Annotated in this window: 16 protein-coding genes; 11 read left to right on the top strand and 5 right to left on the bottom strand. The window is 65.0% G+C overall.

Going from position 1 to position 15,354, the window contains the following annotated elements:
- Window positions 1-7: 7 nt before the first annotated feature.
- Window positions 8-988 carry a hydroxymethylbilane synthase gene (gene hemC, locus IVB07_RS29300; RefSeq protein ID WP_018455018.1) on the top strand — a complete coding sequence of 327 codons (981 nt, stop codon included), beginning with the start codon at window positions 8-10 and terminating at the stop codon, window positions 986-988.
- A 203-nt stretch (window positions 989-1,191) separates the two neighbouring features.
- On the opposite strand, the gene hemE is transcribed toward hemC, so the two are convergent.
- Window positions 1,192-2,226 (bottom strand): uroporphyrinogen decarboxylase, encoded by a 1,035-nt coding sequence (gene hemE / locus IVB07_RS29295; RefSeq protein WP_247363626.1) that lies wholly within the window; start codon window positions 2,224-2,226, stop codon window positions 1,192-1,194.
- A gap of 110 nt (window positions 2,227-2,336) precedes the next feature.
- Between hemE and IVB07_RS29290 the strand changes: the two genes are divergently transcribed.
- Window positions 2,337-2,552, top strand: a complete 216-nt coding sequence (locus IVB07_RS29290) for a hypothetical protein (RefSeq protein ID WP_007595236.1) — start codon at window positions 2,337-2,339, stop codon at window positions 2,550-2,552.
- A 171-nt stretch (window positions 2,553-2,723) separates the two neighbouring features.
- The gene (locus tag IVB07_RS29285) at window positions 2,724-4,628 is read left to right on the top strand and encodes a diguanylate cyclase (RefSeq protein WP_247766789.1); all 1,905 of its coding nucleotides are present in this window, start codon (window positions 2,724-2,726) and stop codon (window positions 4,626-4,628) included.
- 6 nt (window positions 4,629-4,634) lie between these two features.
- Here IVB07_RS29285 and IVB07_RS29280 read toward each other — a convergent pair whose 3' ends face one another.
- Entirely contained in the window at window positions 4,635-4,853 is a 219-nt protein-coding gene (locus tag IVB07_RS29280) for a SlyX family protein (RefSeq protein ID WP_007606917.1), read from the bottom strand.
- A complete protein-coding gene (locus IVB07_RS29275; RefSeq protein WP_018455015.1) occupies window positions 4,843-5,625 on the bottom strand; it encodes a rhodanese-related sulfurtransferase in 783 nt (260 codons plus the stop codon). The genes IVB07_RS29280 and IVB07_RS29275 overlap by 11 nt, the downstream gene beginning before the upstream one ends.
- A gap of 184 nt (window positions 5,626-5,809) precedes the next feature.
- On the opposite strand from IVB07_RS29275, the gene ggt reads away from it, so the two are divergent.
- The 5 genes from ggt to IVB07_RS29250 all read left to right on the top strand — a co-directional run bounded on the left by ggt (window position 5,810) and on the right by IVB07_RS29250 (window position 12,020).
- On the top strand, window positions 5,810-7,396 hold the full coding sequence (gene ggt, locus IVB07_RS29270) for a gamma-glutamyltransferase (protein ID WP_247363622.1): 1,587 nt from the start codon (window positions 5,810-5,812) through the stop codon (window positions 7,394-7,396).
- Between the two features lie 169 nt (window positions 7,397-7,565).
- On the top strand, window positions 7,566-8,180 hold the full coding sequence (locus IVB07_RS29265) for a 2Fe-2S iron-sulfur cluster-binding protein (protein WP_026232860.1): 615 nt from the start codon (window positions 7,566-7,568) through the stop codon (window positions 8,178-8,180).
- A gap of 4 nt (window positions 8,181-8,184) precedes the next feature.
- Window positions 8,185-9,201 carry a xanthine dehydrogenase family protein subunit M gene (locus tag IVB07_RS29260; RefSeq protein ID WP_026232859.1) on the top strand — a complete coding sequence of 339 codons (1,017 nt, stop codon included), beginning with the start codon at window positions 8,185-8,187 and terminating at the stop codon, window positions 9,199-9,201.
- Between the two features lie 2 nt (window positions 9,202-9,203).
- Window positions 9,204-11,495, top strand: a complete 2,292-nt coding sequence (locus tag IVB07_RS29255; protein WP_018455010.1) for a xanthine dehydrogenase family protein molybdopterin-binding subunit — start codon at window positions 9,204-9,206, stop codon at window positions 11,493-11,495.
- A gap of 60 nt (window positions 11,496-11,555) precedes the next feature.
- Window positions 11,556-12,020 (top strand): FKBP-type peptidyl-prolyl cis-trans isomerase, encoded by a 465-nt coding sequence (locus tag IVB07_RS29250; protein WP_026232858.1) that lies wholly within the window; start codon window positions 11,556-11,558, stop codon window positions 12,018-12,020.
- Between the two features lie 58 nt (window positions 12,021-12,078).
- Here IVB07_RS29250 and IVB07_RS29245 read toward each other — a convergent pair whose 3' ends face one another.
- Window positions 12,079-12,297: a CsbD family protein gene (locus IVB07_RS29245; RefSeq protein ID WP_007606928.1), complete on the bottom strand. Its 219-nt coding sequence runs from the start codon at window positions 12,295-12,297 to the stop codon at window positions 12,079-12,081.
- A 128-nt stretch (window positions 12,298-12,425) separates the two neighbouring features.
- On the opposite strand from IVB07_RS29245, the gene IVB07_RS29240 reads away from it, so the two are divergent.
- The 3 genes from IVB07_RS29240 (at window position 12,426) to IVB07_RS29230 (ending at window position 14,029) form a co-directional block, all read left to right on the top strand.
- Window positions 12,426-12,938, top strand: a complete 513-nt coding sequence (locus tag IVB07_RS29240; protein WP_018455007.1) for a cupin domain-containing protein — start codon at window positions 12,426-12,428, stop codon at window positions 12,936-12,938.
- Window positions 12,939-13,069: 131 nt separating this feature from the next.
- Window positions 13,070-13,498 (top strand): VOC family protein, encoded by a 429-nt coding sequence (locus tag IVB07_RS29235; RefSeq protein ID WP_026232857.1) that lies wholly within the window; start codon window positions 13,070-13,072, stop codon window positions 13,496-13,498.
- 42 nt (window positions 13,499-13,540) lie between these two features.
- Window positions 13,541-14,029 (top strand): VOC family protein, encoded by a 489-nt coding sequence (locus IVB07_RS29230; RefSeq protein ID WP_018455005.1) that lies wholly within the window; start codon window positions 13,541-13,543, stop codon window positions 14,027-14,029.
- A gap of 155 nt (window positions 14,030-14,184) precedes the next feature.
- Here IVB07_RS29230 and IVB07_RS29225 read toward each other — a convergent pair whose 3' ends face one another.
- Complete coding sequence (locus IVB07_RS29225; protein ID WP_085384930.1) at window positions 14,185-15,354, bottom strand: hypothetical protein; 1,170 nt, start codon at window positions 15,352-15,354, stop codon at window positions 14,185-14,187.

Genomic DNA, 15,354 nt, shown 5'->3' with positions numbered 1-15,354 from the left:
TTTGGGCTTGGCTACGCGATTCAAGATCGGCACACGCAAGAGCGCGATGGCGCTGGCACAGACGGAAGAGATCGCGCGCCGCCTGACCGCCGCCATGCCCGATCTCGACGTCGAGATCGTCAAGTTCGACACCACGGGCGATCTCGACCAGACCAGTAAGCTGTTGCCCCATGGCGGCAAGGGCGGTGCCTTCGTGGCGCAGATCCGCGCCGCGGTGCTGTCGGGCGAACTCCACGCGGCGATGCATTCGCTGAAGGACATGCCCGGCAACGAAGACACGCCCGGCCTCGTGATCGGCGCCACGCTCTCGCGCGATCCTCCCAACGACGCGCTGGTGCTGCGTGACGGCGTGACGCTGGAGGCGTTGCGCCAATCTCGTGGCAAGGGTTTCAAGATCGGCACCAACGCCGTCCGCCGCGCCGCCTATGCGCGGCGGTTGTTTCCGGACGTGGAGATCATCCACTTCCGCGGCGCCGCGGACACGCGCGTGCGAAAACTCGACAATGGCGAGAAGCAGCGCCTGCCGGATGGCGGCGCGGTGGGGCCTGCGGATGCGCTCATCATGGCGCGGTCCGGCCTCGACCGCGTCGGCCTTTCACAGCGCATCGCCTACGAGTTTACCGCAGCCGAGATGCTGCCGGCAGCGGGGCAGGGCATCGTCGCCGTCGAATGCGCCGCGCAGGACTGGCAGACGCGTCGCGTCCTCGCATCGATCGACGATCCCGCTGCCCACGCCTGCGCCGATGCAGAGCGCGAGGTGCTGTGGGTGCTGAACGGCCATTGCAATTCGCCGGTGGCGGGCTTTTCGACCATTGCGGGTGATCAGATGTCGCTCACCGCGTCCGTGCTCGATCTCTCCGGCAACACCATCATCGAAGCCTTGCGTTCGGGCCCCGCCAATCGCCCACGCGAACTCGGCCGTGCGGTGGGACTGGATCTGCTGGCCAAGGGCGCCGCGGAGATCATCGAGCGCAGCCGGCCGCGCTAAGTCGGCCGCGAGGCGGGGGTCGGTGGGATGATGGCATCATGCGCCTGTTTTGCCCGACGGGTCAAATGTTGGCGCGCTCTGATGCGATGACGGCGCACCTGATTTCAGTCCGCCCTAAGTCATTGATCGGGCGTGGCCTCTCTACTGTGCATGGAGTTGTTTTCGCGTTTTTTTGTTTTTCCGCTCCCCAGGCGCAAAATAAATCAGCCCCGAACCCGCTTCAGCATCTGCTCGACATGGGCGATCGGCGTCTCCGGCTGGATGCCGTGGCCGAGATTGAAGATGAACCGCCCTTGCGCGAAATTCGCCAGCGTATCGTCGATCGCGCGGTCGAGCGCGGCGCCGCCTGTGATCAGCACCAGCGGATCGAGATTGCCCTGAACCGCAACCTTGCTCTGCACGCGCTCGCGGATGAAGGCCGGCTCCGCGGTCCAGTCGATGCTGACGGCGTTGACGCCGGTCGCCTCGACGAACCCGGGCAGTTGCGCACCGGCACCGCGCGGAAAGCCGATGATCTTGGCGTCCGGCACCTTGGCGCGCACGCCTTCGACGATGCGCCGGGTCGGCTCGATCGACCATCGCGCGAACTCGGAGGGTGGCAGCACGCCGGCCCAGGTGTCGAAGATCTGCAAGGCGCTGGCGCCGGCCGCAAGCTGCGCCAGCAGATATTCGATCGAGTTCTCGACCAGCACGTCGATGATCTCGGCGAACGCCTCCGGATGCCGGTAGGCCATCATCCGCGCCGGGGCCTGGTCGGGCGTACCCTGGCCGGCGACCATGTAGGTCGCCACCGTCCACGGAGCGCCGCAGAAGCCGATCAGCGCGATCTTGGGATCGAGCGCGCTGCGCACGATCTTGAGGGCCTCGAACACCGGCGCGAGCTTGCCGAAATCGGCGTGCTTCGCCAGTGTTGCGACCTTGGCGGGATCATCCAGCGGTTCGAGCCGCGGACCCTCGCCGACCTCGACGCGCACGGAACGTCCGAGCGCATAGGGGATCACCAGGATGTCGGAGAAGATGATCGCCGCATCGAAGCCGAACCTCCGGATCGGTTGCAGCGTCACCTCGGCGGCAAGCTCCGGGTTGAAGCAGAGATCGAGAAAGCCGCCGGCCTTGGCGCGCACCTCGCGATATTCGGGCAAGTAACGGCCGGCCTGCCGCATCATCCAGATCGGCGGAACGACCTGCCGCGGGCCGGAGAGGACGTCGATGAATGGTTTGGTCGCAGACTGGGGCACGAACGGTCCTGAAGATGGTTAGGGCTCCTGATACACCGCCACGGCCCGAAGCGGAACAGGGGAACCAAGCGCAATTGGGCCGCGTTGACCAGCCAACGGAGGACGAGACCATGGCTGAGACATTCAACCCCGCGCCGCATGACAAGCACGCCGACGATCTGCACGAAGCGCTCGCCGCCGACCGCCACGCCAAGCTCGACGCCGGTCTGAAAGATACCTTCCCGGCGTCCGACCCCGTGAGCGCCGCCCAGCCGACGCCCTCGAAGGCCGATGCGGAGGCCGACAATCCCTCGCTCTGGGACAAGGTTAAGGCGATCTTCAGCTAAGGCGGAGAGCGCCGGATTCCGATAGGTTTGCTAATGCCTTGTTAGCGATGCGCTGATTCCGGCGTCCGTACGACTACGGAAAGCCGGGGACATCACTGCATATTTCTCCCGGTGTTTCAGAGTTCAATAACAGAAGCAGCAGAGTTTCCGGGCATCGGAGAATTCTGCTGCATGAGTGCTGTGACCCAAAGAGCCGGATGGAGCCGCCTGCCGCTGCGGGCGGCTGCGTTCGTCGCGCTGACCTGCGTGGCCATCCTCGGCGTCAGCGGCTGGCGGGAATGGGCGGCCCGCGACGCGGTGCTCAAGGGCGCCGAGGCAGAAATGGCGAACGTTGCGCGCTCGCTGACGCAACATGCCGAGGACAGCCTCGATCTCCTGGATTCAGGCGTCGTCGGCGTCGGCAGCCGGCTGGAGATGGACGGCAGTGAGCCGGCCACGATCGCCAAGCTCCGAAACCTGCTGGAGGCGCGAAAGAAGGCGATAGAGCGCATCCATAGCCTCGCCATCATCGACGAGCGCGGCAACTGGTTGACCTCGCCTGGCACGATCGGCTCGACGCTCAATGACGACGCGTTCTTCCGCTATCACCAGCTCTCGCCGAAACGGGAACCCCATGTCGGCCGCCCCGTGAAGAGCCTGCTCGACGGCGAGTGGGTCGTCACCCTGTCGCGCCGTTTCAACAAGCTGGACGGCAGCTTCGGCGGCGTGGTGCTCGCGACCATCAGCTCGGGATATCTCTCGCATTTCTACGAACAGTTCGAGATCGGCCGCAACAGCTCGGTGGCGCTGACGCACGGCGACGGCCTGATCATCGCGCGTAACCCCAGCAACGACAGGTTCGTCGGTCGCAGCGTTGCCGATACGCCGCTGTTCCGCGATACCGCCTTGCAGCGGCCGGGCGGCGCCTACCATTTCAAGTCGCCGCTCGACGGTGCCGACCGGGTCAGCTTCTTCAAGCGCTCCGGCCGTTATCCGCTGGTCCTGCTCGCCACCGTCGACAAGGCCGAATTGCTGGCGCCCTGGCGTGCTGCGGCGATCTCCCGCATGCTCTACGTGCTCGCGCTGGTCATGCTGATCGCGATCATCGGTGCGGTGTTGGTGCGGCAGCTGCAACGGGGCCAGAGTATGGCGGCCGCGCTGGTCGAGAAGGAAGCGCATTTCCGGCTGCTTGCCGAAGGCTCCAGTGACATGGTGACCCGTATCGGGCTCGACGAGCGGCTGCGCTATGTCTCGCCGTCATCGATCGGCGTCGTTGGCTGGCGCGCCAATCAACTGATCGGTACCCTCGCGCTGGCCGGCATTCACCCGGACGACCGGCCGCAGGTCCAGGCCCTCGTCGACGCCATGAAGCGCGGCGATGCGGAGGAGGCGCGGGTCACCTATCGCAATGTGCACCGGCAGAACTCGGAAGTCTGGCTCGAATCGACCATGCGGGTGACCCGCAAGGAGAATGGCCGCGTCGACGGCGTGGTCGCGATCTCGCGCGACATCACCGAGCAGAAGAAGCTCGAGACCCGGCTCGAAACGCTCGCGATCGAAGACAGCCTCACCGGGCTTGCCAATCGCCGCCGCTTCGATGAACGATTGAAGGAGGAGTGGGCGCGTGCCTATCGCGAGCGCTCCAGCCTCTCTTTGCTGATGATCGACGTCGACCACTTCAAGTCTTACAACGACGACTACGGCCATCCCGCGGGCGATGCCTGCCTCCGGCAGGTGGCCCAGATCATCGCTGCTGAGGCGCAGCGTTCCGGCGATCTTGCGGCGCGTTACGGCGGCGAGGAGTTCGCCATGTTGTTGCCGAACACCGACGCTGCGGGCTGCGCCCTGATCGGCGACCGGATTCGACGGGCGATCCGTGATGCGGGCCTGGTCCACACCAGCAACCATGTGGCTGGCTGCGTCACCGCTTCGCTCGGCGGTGCTGCGTGCCGGCCGGCGCTGGAGCGCACGGCCGGCGTCACCTCGCTGGTCGAGGCCGCCGACCAGGCGCTCTATGCCGCCAAGGAGGCCGGGCGCAACCGGCTGATGATGTCGGGCGAGGTGAGTAACCTTCTTCTCAAGGCGTCCGGTCAGTAAGCCCGCTCAATAATGCGGCGGACGCTCATTGGCGGCTCCCGGCGCATTCGCCTCGGCCTCCTGCAGCCGCTCGCCGAGCTCTGCGATTCTCCGCGTCAGCGCGTCGATCTGCTTCCACTGCGCGGTGATGGTCTGGTTCAGCGTCTCAATCGCGTCGTCCTGATAGGCGAGGCGGGTCTCCAGCGTGTCGATGCGCTCGCCGAGCGTCTTGATCTCATTCGTCACGTGCCGCGTCCTTGTCCCGTTCGCGCAATCCAAATTCTTGCAAACCAAGTTGTTGCAAACCGTGGCCGAGCGCGACACGCTCATCGAACACGAAGCATTCGCCGCGCCAGCGACTCTGAGCCTCCGGCACCTCTTCCAGATATTTGAGAATGCCGCCCTTGAGGTGATAGACCTCGGCAAAGCCGCGCGCGAGCAGGTGTGCGCTCGCCTTCTCGCAGCGGATGCCGCCGGTGCAGAACATCGCGATTCTGCGGTGTCTGGCGGGATCGAGCTGCTCGGCCGCAAAATCTTTGAACTGGCCAAAGCTCCTGATGCCGGGGTCGAGCGCGCCCTCGAACGTCCCCATCGCCACCTCGAAGGCGTTCCTGGTGTCGAGCACCAGCGTATCCGGCGCTTCGATGAGCGCGTTCCATTCGGCCGCATCGACATAGGTGCCGACCTGCCGCGTCGGGTCGGCGCTTTCGTCGCCGAGCGTGACGATCTCCTTCTTCAACCGCACCTTGAGCCGGCCGAATGGCATCGTCTCGGCGGTCGAGAACTTCAATTCGAGATTGTTCAACCTGCCGCCGAACATGTCGCCGTGAGCGAGCTCTTGGGTGAGCGCGTCGATGGCCTCGCCCGCGCCCGCGACCGTGCCGTTGATGCCCTCCTGCGCGAGCAGCACGCTGCCCTTTAGCTCCAGGCCGGCGCAGAACGCGCGCAGTGGCTCGCGCAGCTCGCGGTAATCGGGCAGCGCGGCGAATTGGTAGAAGGCGGCGACCTTGTAAATCATGGCGCCCGTTTAGCAGGCGGGGCTCGCCCGGAAAACCCGCATCGAGCAGCTCTATTCCCGGCGGATGGCAGCCATTTCCCTGGCATGCCAGCATTGCCCCGGCCGGCCGGAATGTGTCATGTAGGCCCGGTTTTTCCGAGATGGCGCGCCATCCGCACCAGACGCCCAATGAGAGCAGAATTCGATGAGAAACTTCCATTTCCCCGGCAGGTCCACGGTCCACGCCACCAACGCGATGGTGGCGACCTCGCATCCGCAGGCGTCGCTTGCCGCGATCGAGGTGCTGCGCGAGGGCGGCACGGCGGTGGACGCGGCTGTCGCGGGTTCGGCCATTCTCGGCGTGATCGAGCCGCAATCGACCGGCATCGGCGGCGACTGCTTTGCGCTGATCCAGCCGCGCGGCGAGGGCAAGATCATCGCCTATAACGGCTCCGGCCGCGCCCCGAAGGCGGCGAACGCCGATTGGTATCTCGAGCGCAAGATCAACTCCGTGCCGCTGACCTCGGCGCATGCGGTCTCGATCCCCGGCGTGATCGACGCCTTTGCAACCGTCTTGCGCGATCACGGCAAGTTCGGCTTCGACCGGCTGCTTCAGCCCGCGATCAAGGCGGCCGAGGAAGGCTACGTCGTCGCCCCCCGCATCGCCTTCGACTGGAAGAACCAGTTCGAGAAGCTGAAGGCCGGCACCAACACGGAGCGGTATCTGCTGCCGCACGGCAAGCCGCCGGTGGCCGGCGACGTCATCCGCCAGGCCGAGCTCGGCAAGACGCTGCGGGCGATCGCCAAGGACGGCCGCGACGCCTTCTACAAGGGCCCGATCGCGGAAGACATGGTGGAGACCCTGCGCGGGATCGGCGGCCTGCACACGCTCGACGATTTCGCCGCGCACACCACTGAGACGACGACGCCGATCGGGACCATGTACAAGGGCTATGACGTCTGGCAGTGCCCGCCGAACGGACCCGGCCTCACCATGCTGCTGATGCTGAACATCCTGTCGCGTTTCGACCTGACGAAATACGCGCCGCTCAGCATCGAGCGCTTCCACCTCGAAGCCGAGGCCGCGCGCATCGCCTACATGCATCGCGAGCTGCATGTCGCCGATCCCGAGCATATGCAGATCGAGGTCGCCAGGATCCTCGCCAAGGAATACTGCAACGAGCACATCGACAAGATCCGCATGGACGGCATGCTCGACCTGCCGAACGTCGCGCCGCCGATGAACCCGTCGACCATCTACATCACCGTCGTGGACAAGGACCGCAACGTCTGCTCCTTCATCAACTCGGTTGCGCATTCCTTCGGCTCGGCGATCGTCTCGAACAAGACCGGCATTTTGCTCCAGAACCGCGCCGGCGGCTTCCGCATCCAGCCCGGCCACCCGAATTGCATCGCCGGCGACAAGCGTCCACTGCACACGATCATGCCAAGCCTGCTCACCAAGGGCGGCCGTTCCGTGATGCCGTTCGCGGTGATGGGCGGACAATATCAGCCGGCTGGCCAGACCCATGTGGTGACCAACATTCTCGATTATGGCTGCGACGTGCAGGAGGCGATCGATATGCCGCGCGGCCTGCATTATGAAGGTCAGTACCAGCTCGAGGACAGCGTGCCGGCCGCCATTGTCGAAGGCCTGAAGAAGCTCGGCCACAAGACCACCAGCGTCGTCGGTCCGCTCGGCGGCGCGCAGGCGATCTGGATCGACTGGGACAAGGGCACGCTCACCGGCGGTTCCGATCCGCGCAAAGACGGTTGCGCGCTTGGATACTGACCACCGCGCACGGAGTTCCCCGCGCGAGATCAGGAAAAGTTGACGAAGGGCGACGCGGCATTTGCTGCGTCGCCCTTTCTCGTTCGGAACGGAGCTCATTGCTTCAGGTTAAGGGCCGATGAGCGGTGCAGGCGTGCGCTGCTCTTGCTCGAAGCGGCGGAGGCCCTCCATGTCCGAAAAATCAGGTTCCGGACCGTCCGAATTCGATCGGCGCGCCTTCATGGCCGGCGTTGCCGGCAGCGCGCTGGTCCCCATGACGGCGCGTGCGGCCGCGCAGGATGCGAGCGTGTCGGCCGCCCAGGATCCGGCGCTTCCTGTCGATGTCACGCTGCGGGTCAACGGCAAGGACAAGCGCCTGCGCATCGACGCCCGCACGACGGTGCTCGACGCGCTGCGGGAGCATCTCAAGCTCACCGGCAGCAAAAAGGGCTGCGACCACGGCCAATGTGGTGCCTGCACGGTACTGATCGACGACCGGCGCGTGGTGTCGTGCCTGACGCTCGCGCTCGCGGCCGAGGGGCAGGAGATCACCACGATCGAGGGCCTTGCCACCGACGATCATTTGCATCCGATGCAGCAGGCCTTCGTCGACAACGATGCGTTTCAATGCGGCTATTGTACGCCGGGCCAGATCATGTCCGCCGTTGCCTGCGTCAAGGAGCGGCATGCGGGCAGCGAGGCCGACATCCGCGAATACATGAGCGGCAACATCTGCCGCTGCGCCGCCTATCCCAACATCGTCGCCGCCGTGAAGCAGGCCGCGCCCGAGATCATGAAAGGCTAGGCGCATGCGACCGTTTTCGTATCAAAGGGCAACAGACCCCGACATGGCGGTGCAGGCGCTCAGTGCTGCCGCAACTGCGAACAATCCGCTGACGAAGGCTACAGCACAGCCGCTCGCTGGTGGCACCACGCTGATCGACCTGATGAAGCTGGACGTGATGCGGCCCGCCGCGATCGTCGATATCAATCCGCTGGCGCGGGGCTGGTCGGCGATCGAGCCCGGCAGTGACGGCTTGCGGCTCGGCGCGCTCGCGAAGATGTCCGACGTGGCCGCGCATGCCGAGATCCAGCGCCACTATCCGGTGATCGCGAATTCCCTGAAGCTCGCCGCCAGCGCCCAGCTGCGCAACATGGCGACGCTCGGCGGTAACGTGATGCAGCGAACGCGTTGCAGCTATTTCCGCGACGTTTCCTATGAGAATTGCAACAAGCGCAATCCTGGTTCGGGCTGTGCCGCCATGGACGGCGTCAATCGCATGCATGCGGTGCTCGGTACGTCCGATCAGTGCATCGCGACCTATCCCGGCGATTTTGCGCAGGCGCTGATCGCGCTCGATGCGATGGTCGAGATTACCGGCAGGTCCGGAACGCGCAACCTGCCGTTTGCGGATTTGCACAAGGCACCCGGCAGGACGCCCGACATCGAGACCACGCTTCGGCCCGGTGAGCTGATCTCTGCGTTCTCCGTTCCCGGCCGCTGGCCGCGCTCGGTGTATCTCAAGGCGCGCGACCGGCAGTCCTACGAGTTCGCGCTGTCGTCGGCTGCGGTCGCGCTCGACGTGCAGGATGGCACGATCAGGGACGCGCGTGTCGCGCTCGGCGGCGTCGCCACCGTGCCGTGGCGGGCGCGCGAGGCGGAGGCGCTGCTGAAGGGACAGAAATTCGACGACGGTCTGGCGCAGCGTGTGGCCGATGCCGCGTTTGCCGACGCCAGGGGCCGCCAGCACAACAGCTTCAAGATCGCGCTCGGCAAGCGCGTGGTGGCGCGCGCGCTCCAGCAGGCCGTAACGATGGAGATCTGATCATGACCGCTGCAGCTCCCGAGCCGAAAGCGAACATGGGCAAGCCGGTGCCGCGCTATGACGCGGCCGCAAAGGTCACGGGCCGGGCGACATATGCGTCCGACATGCCGCTCGACAATCCAGCTTACGCATTCCTGGTCACCAGCGCCATCGCCAAGGGCCGCATCGACAGTTTCGATCTCGACGATGCCAGGCGGGTCCGCGGCGTGATCGACATCGTCACGCACGAGAACGCTCCGAAGCTGAAGGAATCGAAACTGTTCAGCAATGGCGGCTATGCCGGCACCACGATCCAGCCGCTGAAATCGGCCGACATCGCCCATGACGGCCAGATCATCGCCGTCGTCATCGCCGAGAGTTACGAGGCGGCGCGCGAGGCCGCCAATCGCGTCAAGGTCAGCTACACGGCCGCGGCGCCGAGTGCGAGCTTCGACTCGCCGGGGACCACCACGGCAGCGGCAAAGGGGCAGAACGCACAGTTCAAGGAAGACCCGGAGGTCGGCGATTTCGCCAAGGCGTTCGACGCGGCCGAGGTCAAGCTCACCGCCTCTTATGAAACGCCGACCCAGCACCACAATCCGATGGAGCTGTTTACGACGAGCTGCGCCTGGATGGGCGACGAGCTCGTCGTCTACGAGGGCAGCCAGTACGTCTACGGCCTGAAGAACGGCGTCGCCGAGCAGCTCGGTATCGACGCCGACAAGGTCCGTGTCGTCAATCCCTATGTCGGCGGCGGCTTTGGTTCGCGCGGTTCGATGACGTCCCGCACTGCCATCATCGCCGGCATTGCCAAACGCCTGAACCGGCCGATCAAGCTGGTGCCAACCCGCGACCAGGGTTTCACCATCGCCACCTACCGCGCCGAGACGCGCCATGAGATCAGGCTTGGTGCGGGTCGGGACGGCAAGCTGGTGGCTTTGAGGCACGACGGCGCGGAGGTTTCGTCGCGTCCGGATGCCTATTGCGTCGGCGGCACCAAGACGACGACGCGGCTCTATGCCTGCCCGAACGTCGCAAGTCTGGTGTCGATCGTGCGCGCCGACCGCAATACGCCCGGCTTCATGCGCTCGCCGCCGGAGGTGCCGTATCTCTTCGCGCTGGAGAGCGCGATGGACGAGCTCGCTGTGAAGCTGAACATGGACCCCGTCGAGCTCCGCCGCATCAACGACACCACCGTCGAGCCGATCGGCGGCAAGCCCTATACATCGCGGTCCTTGATGGCGTGCTTCGACGAGGCCGCGAAGGCGTTCGGCTGGTCGCAGCGCTCGCCGCAGCCGAAATCGATGTCGGACGGCGACTGGCTGGTCGGCTATGGCTGTGCTGCCACCTGCTATCCGACGCAGATGGCGCCGTCTGCCGCGCGCGTCCGCCTCCAGCGCGACGGCCGTACCCGGGTCGAGATCGCCGGTCACGAGATCGGCACCGGTGCGTATACCGTCATCGCCCAGACCGCGGCCGAGCGGCTCGGCGTGCCCCTGGAGAAGGTCGCGGTCTTCCTGGGTGACAGCGATCTGCCGCCGGCGCCCGTTGCCGGCGGTTCGAACTCGACTGCCAGCACCTGCTCGGCGGTGATGATGGTTTGCGACCGCATTCGCCAAAGGCTGTTCAAGGCCGTGATGCCGAGCGACAGCCTCGCCGACAAGGCCAAGGAGACTGTCGGCATCAGCCAGGCGCCGAGCACGCAGGCGGCGCAGAGCGATCGTCCACTCGATCTCGAGAAGGCCTTCGACGCGCTCGGCGTCGGCATCGTCGAGGAATACGGCGAGTGGAAGCCCGAAGGCGCGCCGCTGGATTCCTTCACGGCCATGCACAGCGGGCACGCGCGGCTCGTCGGTGGCCATCAGATGAAAGACAAGATCGCCTATGCCTTCGGTGCTGAGTTCGTCGAGGTCCGCGTCAACCGCTTTACCCATGAAATCCGCTGCCCCCGGCTGGTGGGAGCGTTTGCGGCGGGCCGCATCATGAATCCGCGCACGGCGCGCAGCCAGCTCATGGGCGGCCTGATCTGGGGCATGTCCTCGGCGCTGCTGGAGGCCACCGAGATCGACGAGCGCAATGCACGCTACGTCAACGATAATCTCGCCGACTATCTCGTCCCCGTGAATGCCGACGTGCCCGGTGTCGAAGTGATCCTGCTCTCCGAGCAGGACGACCGTATCAACCCGGCCGGCGTGAAAGGCCTTGGCGAGCTCGCCAATGTCGGCACCAATGCGGCGATCTGCAATGCGATCTATCACGCCACGGGCCAGCGCATCCGCAAGCTGCCCGTGCGGCTCGAAAATATCGAGGTGTGAGGGGTGGAAACGGCGTCAGCGTTGCGCTAGACACCTTGCGCCTCAAACGGAAGGTCTCTTATGCAGCGTTTACAGCGCATGCTCCTCGCCATCATGTCGGCACTCGCGATCACCGTGATCGCCGGCGTGTCCGATTTCGTTTCCACCACGGCCTCGGCCCAGACCGCAGGGAAGACCATGACAACAGCTTCAGGTTTGCAGATTACCGATAGCGTCGCCGGCACCGGAGCTTCGCCCAAGCCGGGCCAGATCTGCGTGATGCACTACACCGGCTGGCTCTACGAGAACGGCCAGAAGGGCAAGAAATTCGACTCGTCAGTGGATCGCAACGAGCCTTTCGAATTCCCGATCGGCAAGGGCCGCGTCATCGCCGGCTGGGACGAGGGTGTTGCCTCCATGAAGGTCGGCGGCAAGCGCACGCTGATCATTCCGCCGCAGCTCGGCTATGGCGCCCGGGGCGCAGGCGGCGTGATCCCGCCGAACGCGACGCTGATGTTCGACGTGGAATTGCTCGGGGTGAAGTAAGCCCGCAAACAAAAAGACCGGCCTCTCGGCCGGTCTTTTCGCATTCAGTGCGACGCCGTTACTCCGTCGCGCGCTTGGCCGCAGCGGCTGCGCGATCAACCGCGTCCTTCGCGGCGTCCTTGGCGTCGCCCATGGCCTGCTGGCCCTTGCCCTTCACTTCCTGGACTGCACCTTCACCCTTCAGGCGCTCGGATCCAGTGGCTTCACCGACGCCCTGCTTGGCCTTGCCCATTGCCTCGTTTGCGGTGCCCTTGATCTTGTCGGTCGTGCTACCCATGAAAACTCTCCTGCGGTTTGCTCGCCAAGACAACGTTCGACGGTTATGAGGGTTCCGATTTTGTTATGGCTCGATGTCGCGGCTTTGGGTTAGTTTGCCGCACACGGAACCAATAGAAAGCAAGTCCCATGACCGGCCATGACCATTCGCATTCCCACCATGACCACGATCACCACGATCGCTGGAAACATGACGGCGTGCGCGTCATTCCCGGCAACCAGCTCGATACCAACGTTCCGTCGACGGCGGGCATGGACCGCGCGGCCGCGATCAATTTCGCGCGCGTCGGTGCGCAGAAATTGTGGGCGGGCACGGTCAGCATCAAGCCCGACGCCAAGACCGGCGCGCATCACCACGGCCATCTCGAAAGCGTGATCTATGTGGTGAAGGGCAAGGCGCGGATGCGCTGGGGCGAGAGCCTGCAATTCACCGCAGAGGCCGGCCCCGGTGACTTCATTTTCGTGCCGCCCTACGTGCCCCATCAGGAGATCAACGCCAGCGCGGACGAGGTGCTGGAATGCGTGCTGGTGCGCAGCGACGGCGAGGCGGTGGCGATCAACCTCGATATCGAGCCGGTCGAGAAGCCAGCGACCGTCCTGTGGGTCGATCCCATTCACCGCGATCCGAACGAGAAGAAGTGAGGATCGCCTGAAAGCCAGCGGGTTCTGTGTGACAGAACCTCGCGGGCAGGGCTCCAAAAAAGATCCGGAAGCCGTGTCGGATCGCCGCTTGGCTGTCCGTCCTTGGGCAGAACCCCGCCCAAGGAGCTCCGATGCCCAGGATGATTTTCCTCAATCTGCCCGTGACCGACCTCAAGCGCGCCACTGCCTTTTACGAGGCGGTCGGTGCGACCAGGAACCCGCAATTCAGCGACGAAACAGCGAGCTGCATGGTCTTTTCCGAGACCATCTACGCGATGCTGACGACCCACGAGAAATTCCGGCAGTTCACGCCGAAGCCGATCTCGGATGCAAAGACCTCAAACCAGGCGCTATTCTGCCTGTCCGCCGATAGCCGGACCGAGGTCGACGATATCGTCAGCAAGGCCGCGGCTGCAGGCGGGGTGGCCGATCCCAGCCCGAAGGACGAATACAGCTTCATGTACGGCCGCAGCTTCGAGGATCCGGACGGCCACATGTGGGGCGTGAACTGGATGGACATGGCAGCCTTCGCGGCGCAGTCCGACATGGCGAACGCCTGATCTAACCCCACAACAGCAAGAAACCGAAGAGGAGCATTCAAGATGTCCAAGGTCGTTCCCTGCATGTGGTTCAACGGCGATGCCGAGGAAGCCGCGAAGTTCTACGTCTCGCTCGTGCCGAATTCGGCGATCACGCATGTTCAGCGCAACGTTTCAGATGGCCCGTCCGGCAAGGAAGGCTCCGTGCTCGTCGTCGAATTCTCGGTGGCGGGACAGCCTTTGGTCGCGCTCAACGGCGGCATGAAAATGGAATACACCCACGCGATCTCGCTGATGATCCATTGCGACGATCAGGCCCAGGTCGACAGCGTCTGGAATGCGTTCCTGGCCCATGGCGGCAAGGAAGAGCAGTGCGGCTGGCTCAGGGATCGCTGGGGCGTGGCCTGGCAGGTGGTGCCGAAGGTGATGTTCGAATTCCTCTCCAGCCCCGACAAGGCGGCTGCCGCACGCGCGATGCAGGCCATGATGAAGATGGTGAAACTGGACGTGGAGGCGCTGCGGCGGGCGTTCGATGGCAAGTCGGCGGCGTGAAGGGCGTCCCCTTGCCACATCCTCACTGTCATCGCCCGGCTTGACCGGGCCATCCAGTACGCCGAGACGGTCGTTGGTCAATCGATAGGCCGCGGCGTACTGGATGCCCCGGTCGAGCCGGGGCATGACAGCGGAATATGAGCGAAGGCCTGCCGCTAATAATTGATCCGCAGCCCCACGCCGCCATGGATGGTGTTACCCACCGGCTGCGGGCCGAGCGTGCCGTTGGCGAACAGGTCGACGATCCAGCCCTTCTGCACGCGGAAGCCGAGCCGGCCGCCATATTCGAACCAGCCCTGGTTACCCATGGTCGGCACCACCATGCCGTCACCGGTCACGGTGGCGACGATGCCGCTATGGCTGGCGAATGACTGCACCCAGCCACCATTGATGTTGGCCTCGATACTGCTGCCGTAGAGATGCGTCCACTGGCCGCCGATCTTGACCAGGCTGGTGCGGTCGGTGCCGGTCGCGATGCTGGCGTCGAACGGATTGAACGCCACTGCGCTGTCGGTATAGCCCGAGACACGCTGCCAGAGCTGCCAGACCTCGATCGAGGCGGCGACCTCGTCGCGGGGCGACACGCGGCTCATCCAGCCGGCGCGGCCATAAACGGCGTAGTTCGCGGCGTTGGTCGAACTCGTGACGTTCACCGGGCCGAGGCTGGTGTTGTAGCTGCGGGTGTAGCGCGCCTTCTCCCACGGCGTCAGGATCGTGCCGACGTCGAAGAACGGGCGCGACGAGCCCCAGTCGGTGAAATCATAGCGCAGCGCGAACGCGGCGATGGGAGCGCTTGTGATGTTGTAGCCGCCCTCGCTGTACTGCGTGTAGGCGATGCCGGCGAGCAGCGACAGATTGTTGGTCAGCTCCTTGCGGCCGTGGATTCCGGCCGAGAACGAGCCTGCGGAGCCGAACGCGCTGACGCAGTTGCTGCAATTGATCTGCTCGTTGACCCCGAGCAGCACCGTGCCAAGCACCCGGTTGGTGATCATCTGGTTGAAGCGCTGATTGGCAAGGCCGCCGATCGAGCTGCCGCTTGAATCCGCGCCGGTTGGTGTCGGTGTCGGCGTCGGGCTCGGCGAGGATGACGGATAAGGGCTCGGCGACGATGACGGGGTGGGGCTGGGCGAGGGCGAGGGGCTGTAGGTCGGCGTGGGCGAGGGGGAATAGCTCGGCGCCGGGGTGGGCGTCGACCCTCCGCACTCGGACTCGCAAATCGCGGCGGCTGCCGCCGGACGGGCATGGAACGCGACAAACGCAAACGCAGCCACGGCGGTCAGCACGCTCGCCAGGATGAAGCGCCTGAGGCTGGTGAGATTCGCCAT

The sequence above is a fragment of the Bradyrhizobium sp. 172 genome (assembly GCF_023101065.1).
Classification (GTDB): Bacteria; Pseudomonadota; Alphaproteobacteria; order Rhizobiales; family Xanthobacteraceae; genus Bradyrhizobium; species Bradyrhizobium canariense_D.
Note: the sequence above shows the minus strand (reverse complement) of the source record. Positions and strands in the feature narration are given on the sequence as shown.

Bases quoted from the DNA above. Each gene is read 5' to 3' on its own strand.
- IVB07_RS29290 (WP_007595236.1), top strand. From the start codon at position 2,337: ATGGCTGAGACATTCAACCCCGCGCCGCATGACAAGCACGCCGACGAT.
- IVB07_RS29285 (WP_247766789.1), top strand. From the start codon at position 2,724: ATGAGTGCTGTGACCCAAAGAGCCGGATGGAGCCGCCTGCCGCTGCGG.
- IVB07_RS29275 (WP_018455015.1), bottom strand. From the start codon at position 5,625: ATGATTTACAAGGTCGCCGCCTTCTACCAATTCGCCGCGCTGCCCGAT.
- ggt (WP_247363622.1), top strand. From the start codon at position 5,810: ATGAGAAACTTCCATTTCCCCGGCAGGTCCACGGTCCACGCCACCAAC.
- IVB07_RS29265 (WP_026232860.1), top strand. From the start codon at position 7,566: ATGTCCGAAAAATCAGGTTCCGGACCGTCCGAATTCGATCGGCGCGCC.
- IVB07_RS29260 (WP_026232859.1), top strand. From the start codon at position 8,185: ATGCGACCGTTTTCGTATCAAAGGGCAACAGACCCCGACATGGCGGTG.
- IVB07_RS29255 (WP_018455010.1), top strand. From the start codon at position 9,204: ATGACCGCTGCAGCTCCCGAGCCGAAAGCGAACATGGGCAAGCCGGTG.
- IVB07_RS29250 (WP_026232858.1), top strand. From the start codon at position 11,556: ATGCAGCGTTTACAGCGCATGCTCCTCGCCATCATGTCGGCACTCGCG.
- IVB07_RS29245 (WP_007606928.1), bottom strand. From the start codon at position 12,297: ATGGGTAGCACGACCGACAAGATCAAGGGCACCGCAAACGAGGCAATG.
- IVB07_RS29240 (WP_018455007.1), top strand. From the start codon at position 12,426: ATGACCGGCCATGACCATTCGCATTCCCACCATGACCACGATCACCAC.
- IVB07_RS29235 (WP_026232857.1), top strand. From the start codon at position 13,070: ATGCCCAGGATGATTTTCCTCAATCTGCCCGTGACCGACCTCAAGCGC.
- IVB07_RS29230 (WP_018455005.1), top strand. From the start codon at position 13,541: ATGTCCAAGGTCGTTCCCTGCATGTGGTTCAACGGCGATGCCGAGGAA.
- IVB07_RS29225 (WP_085384930.1), bottom strand. From the start codon at position 15,354: ATGGCGAATCTCACCAGCCTCAGGCGCTTCATCCTGGCGAGCGTGCTG.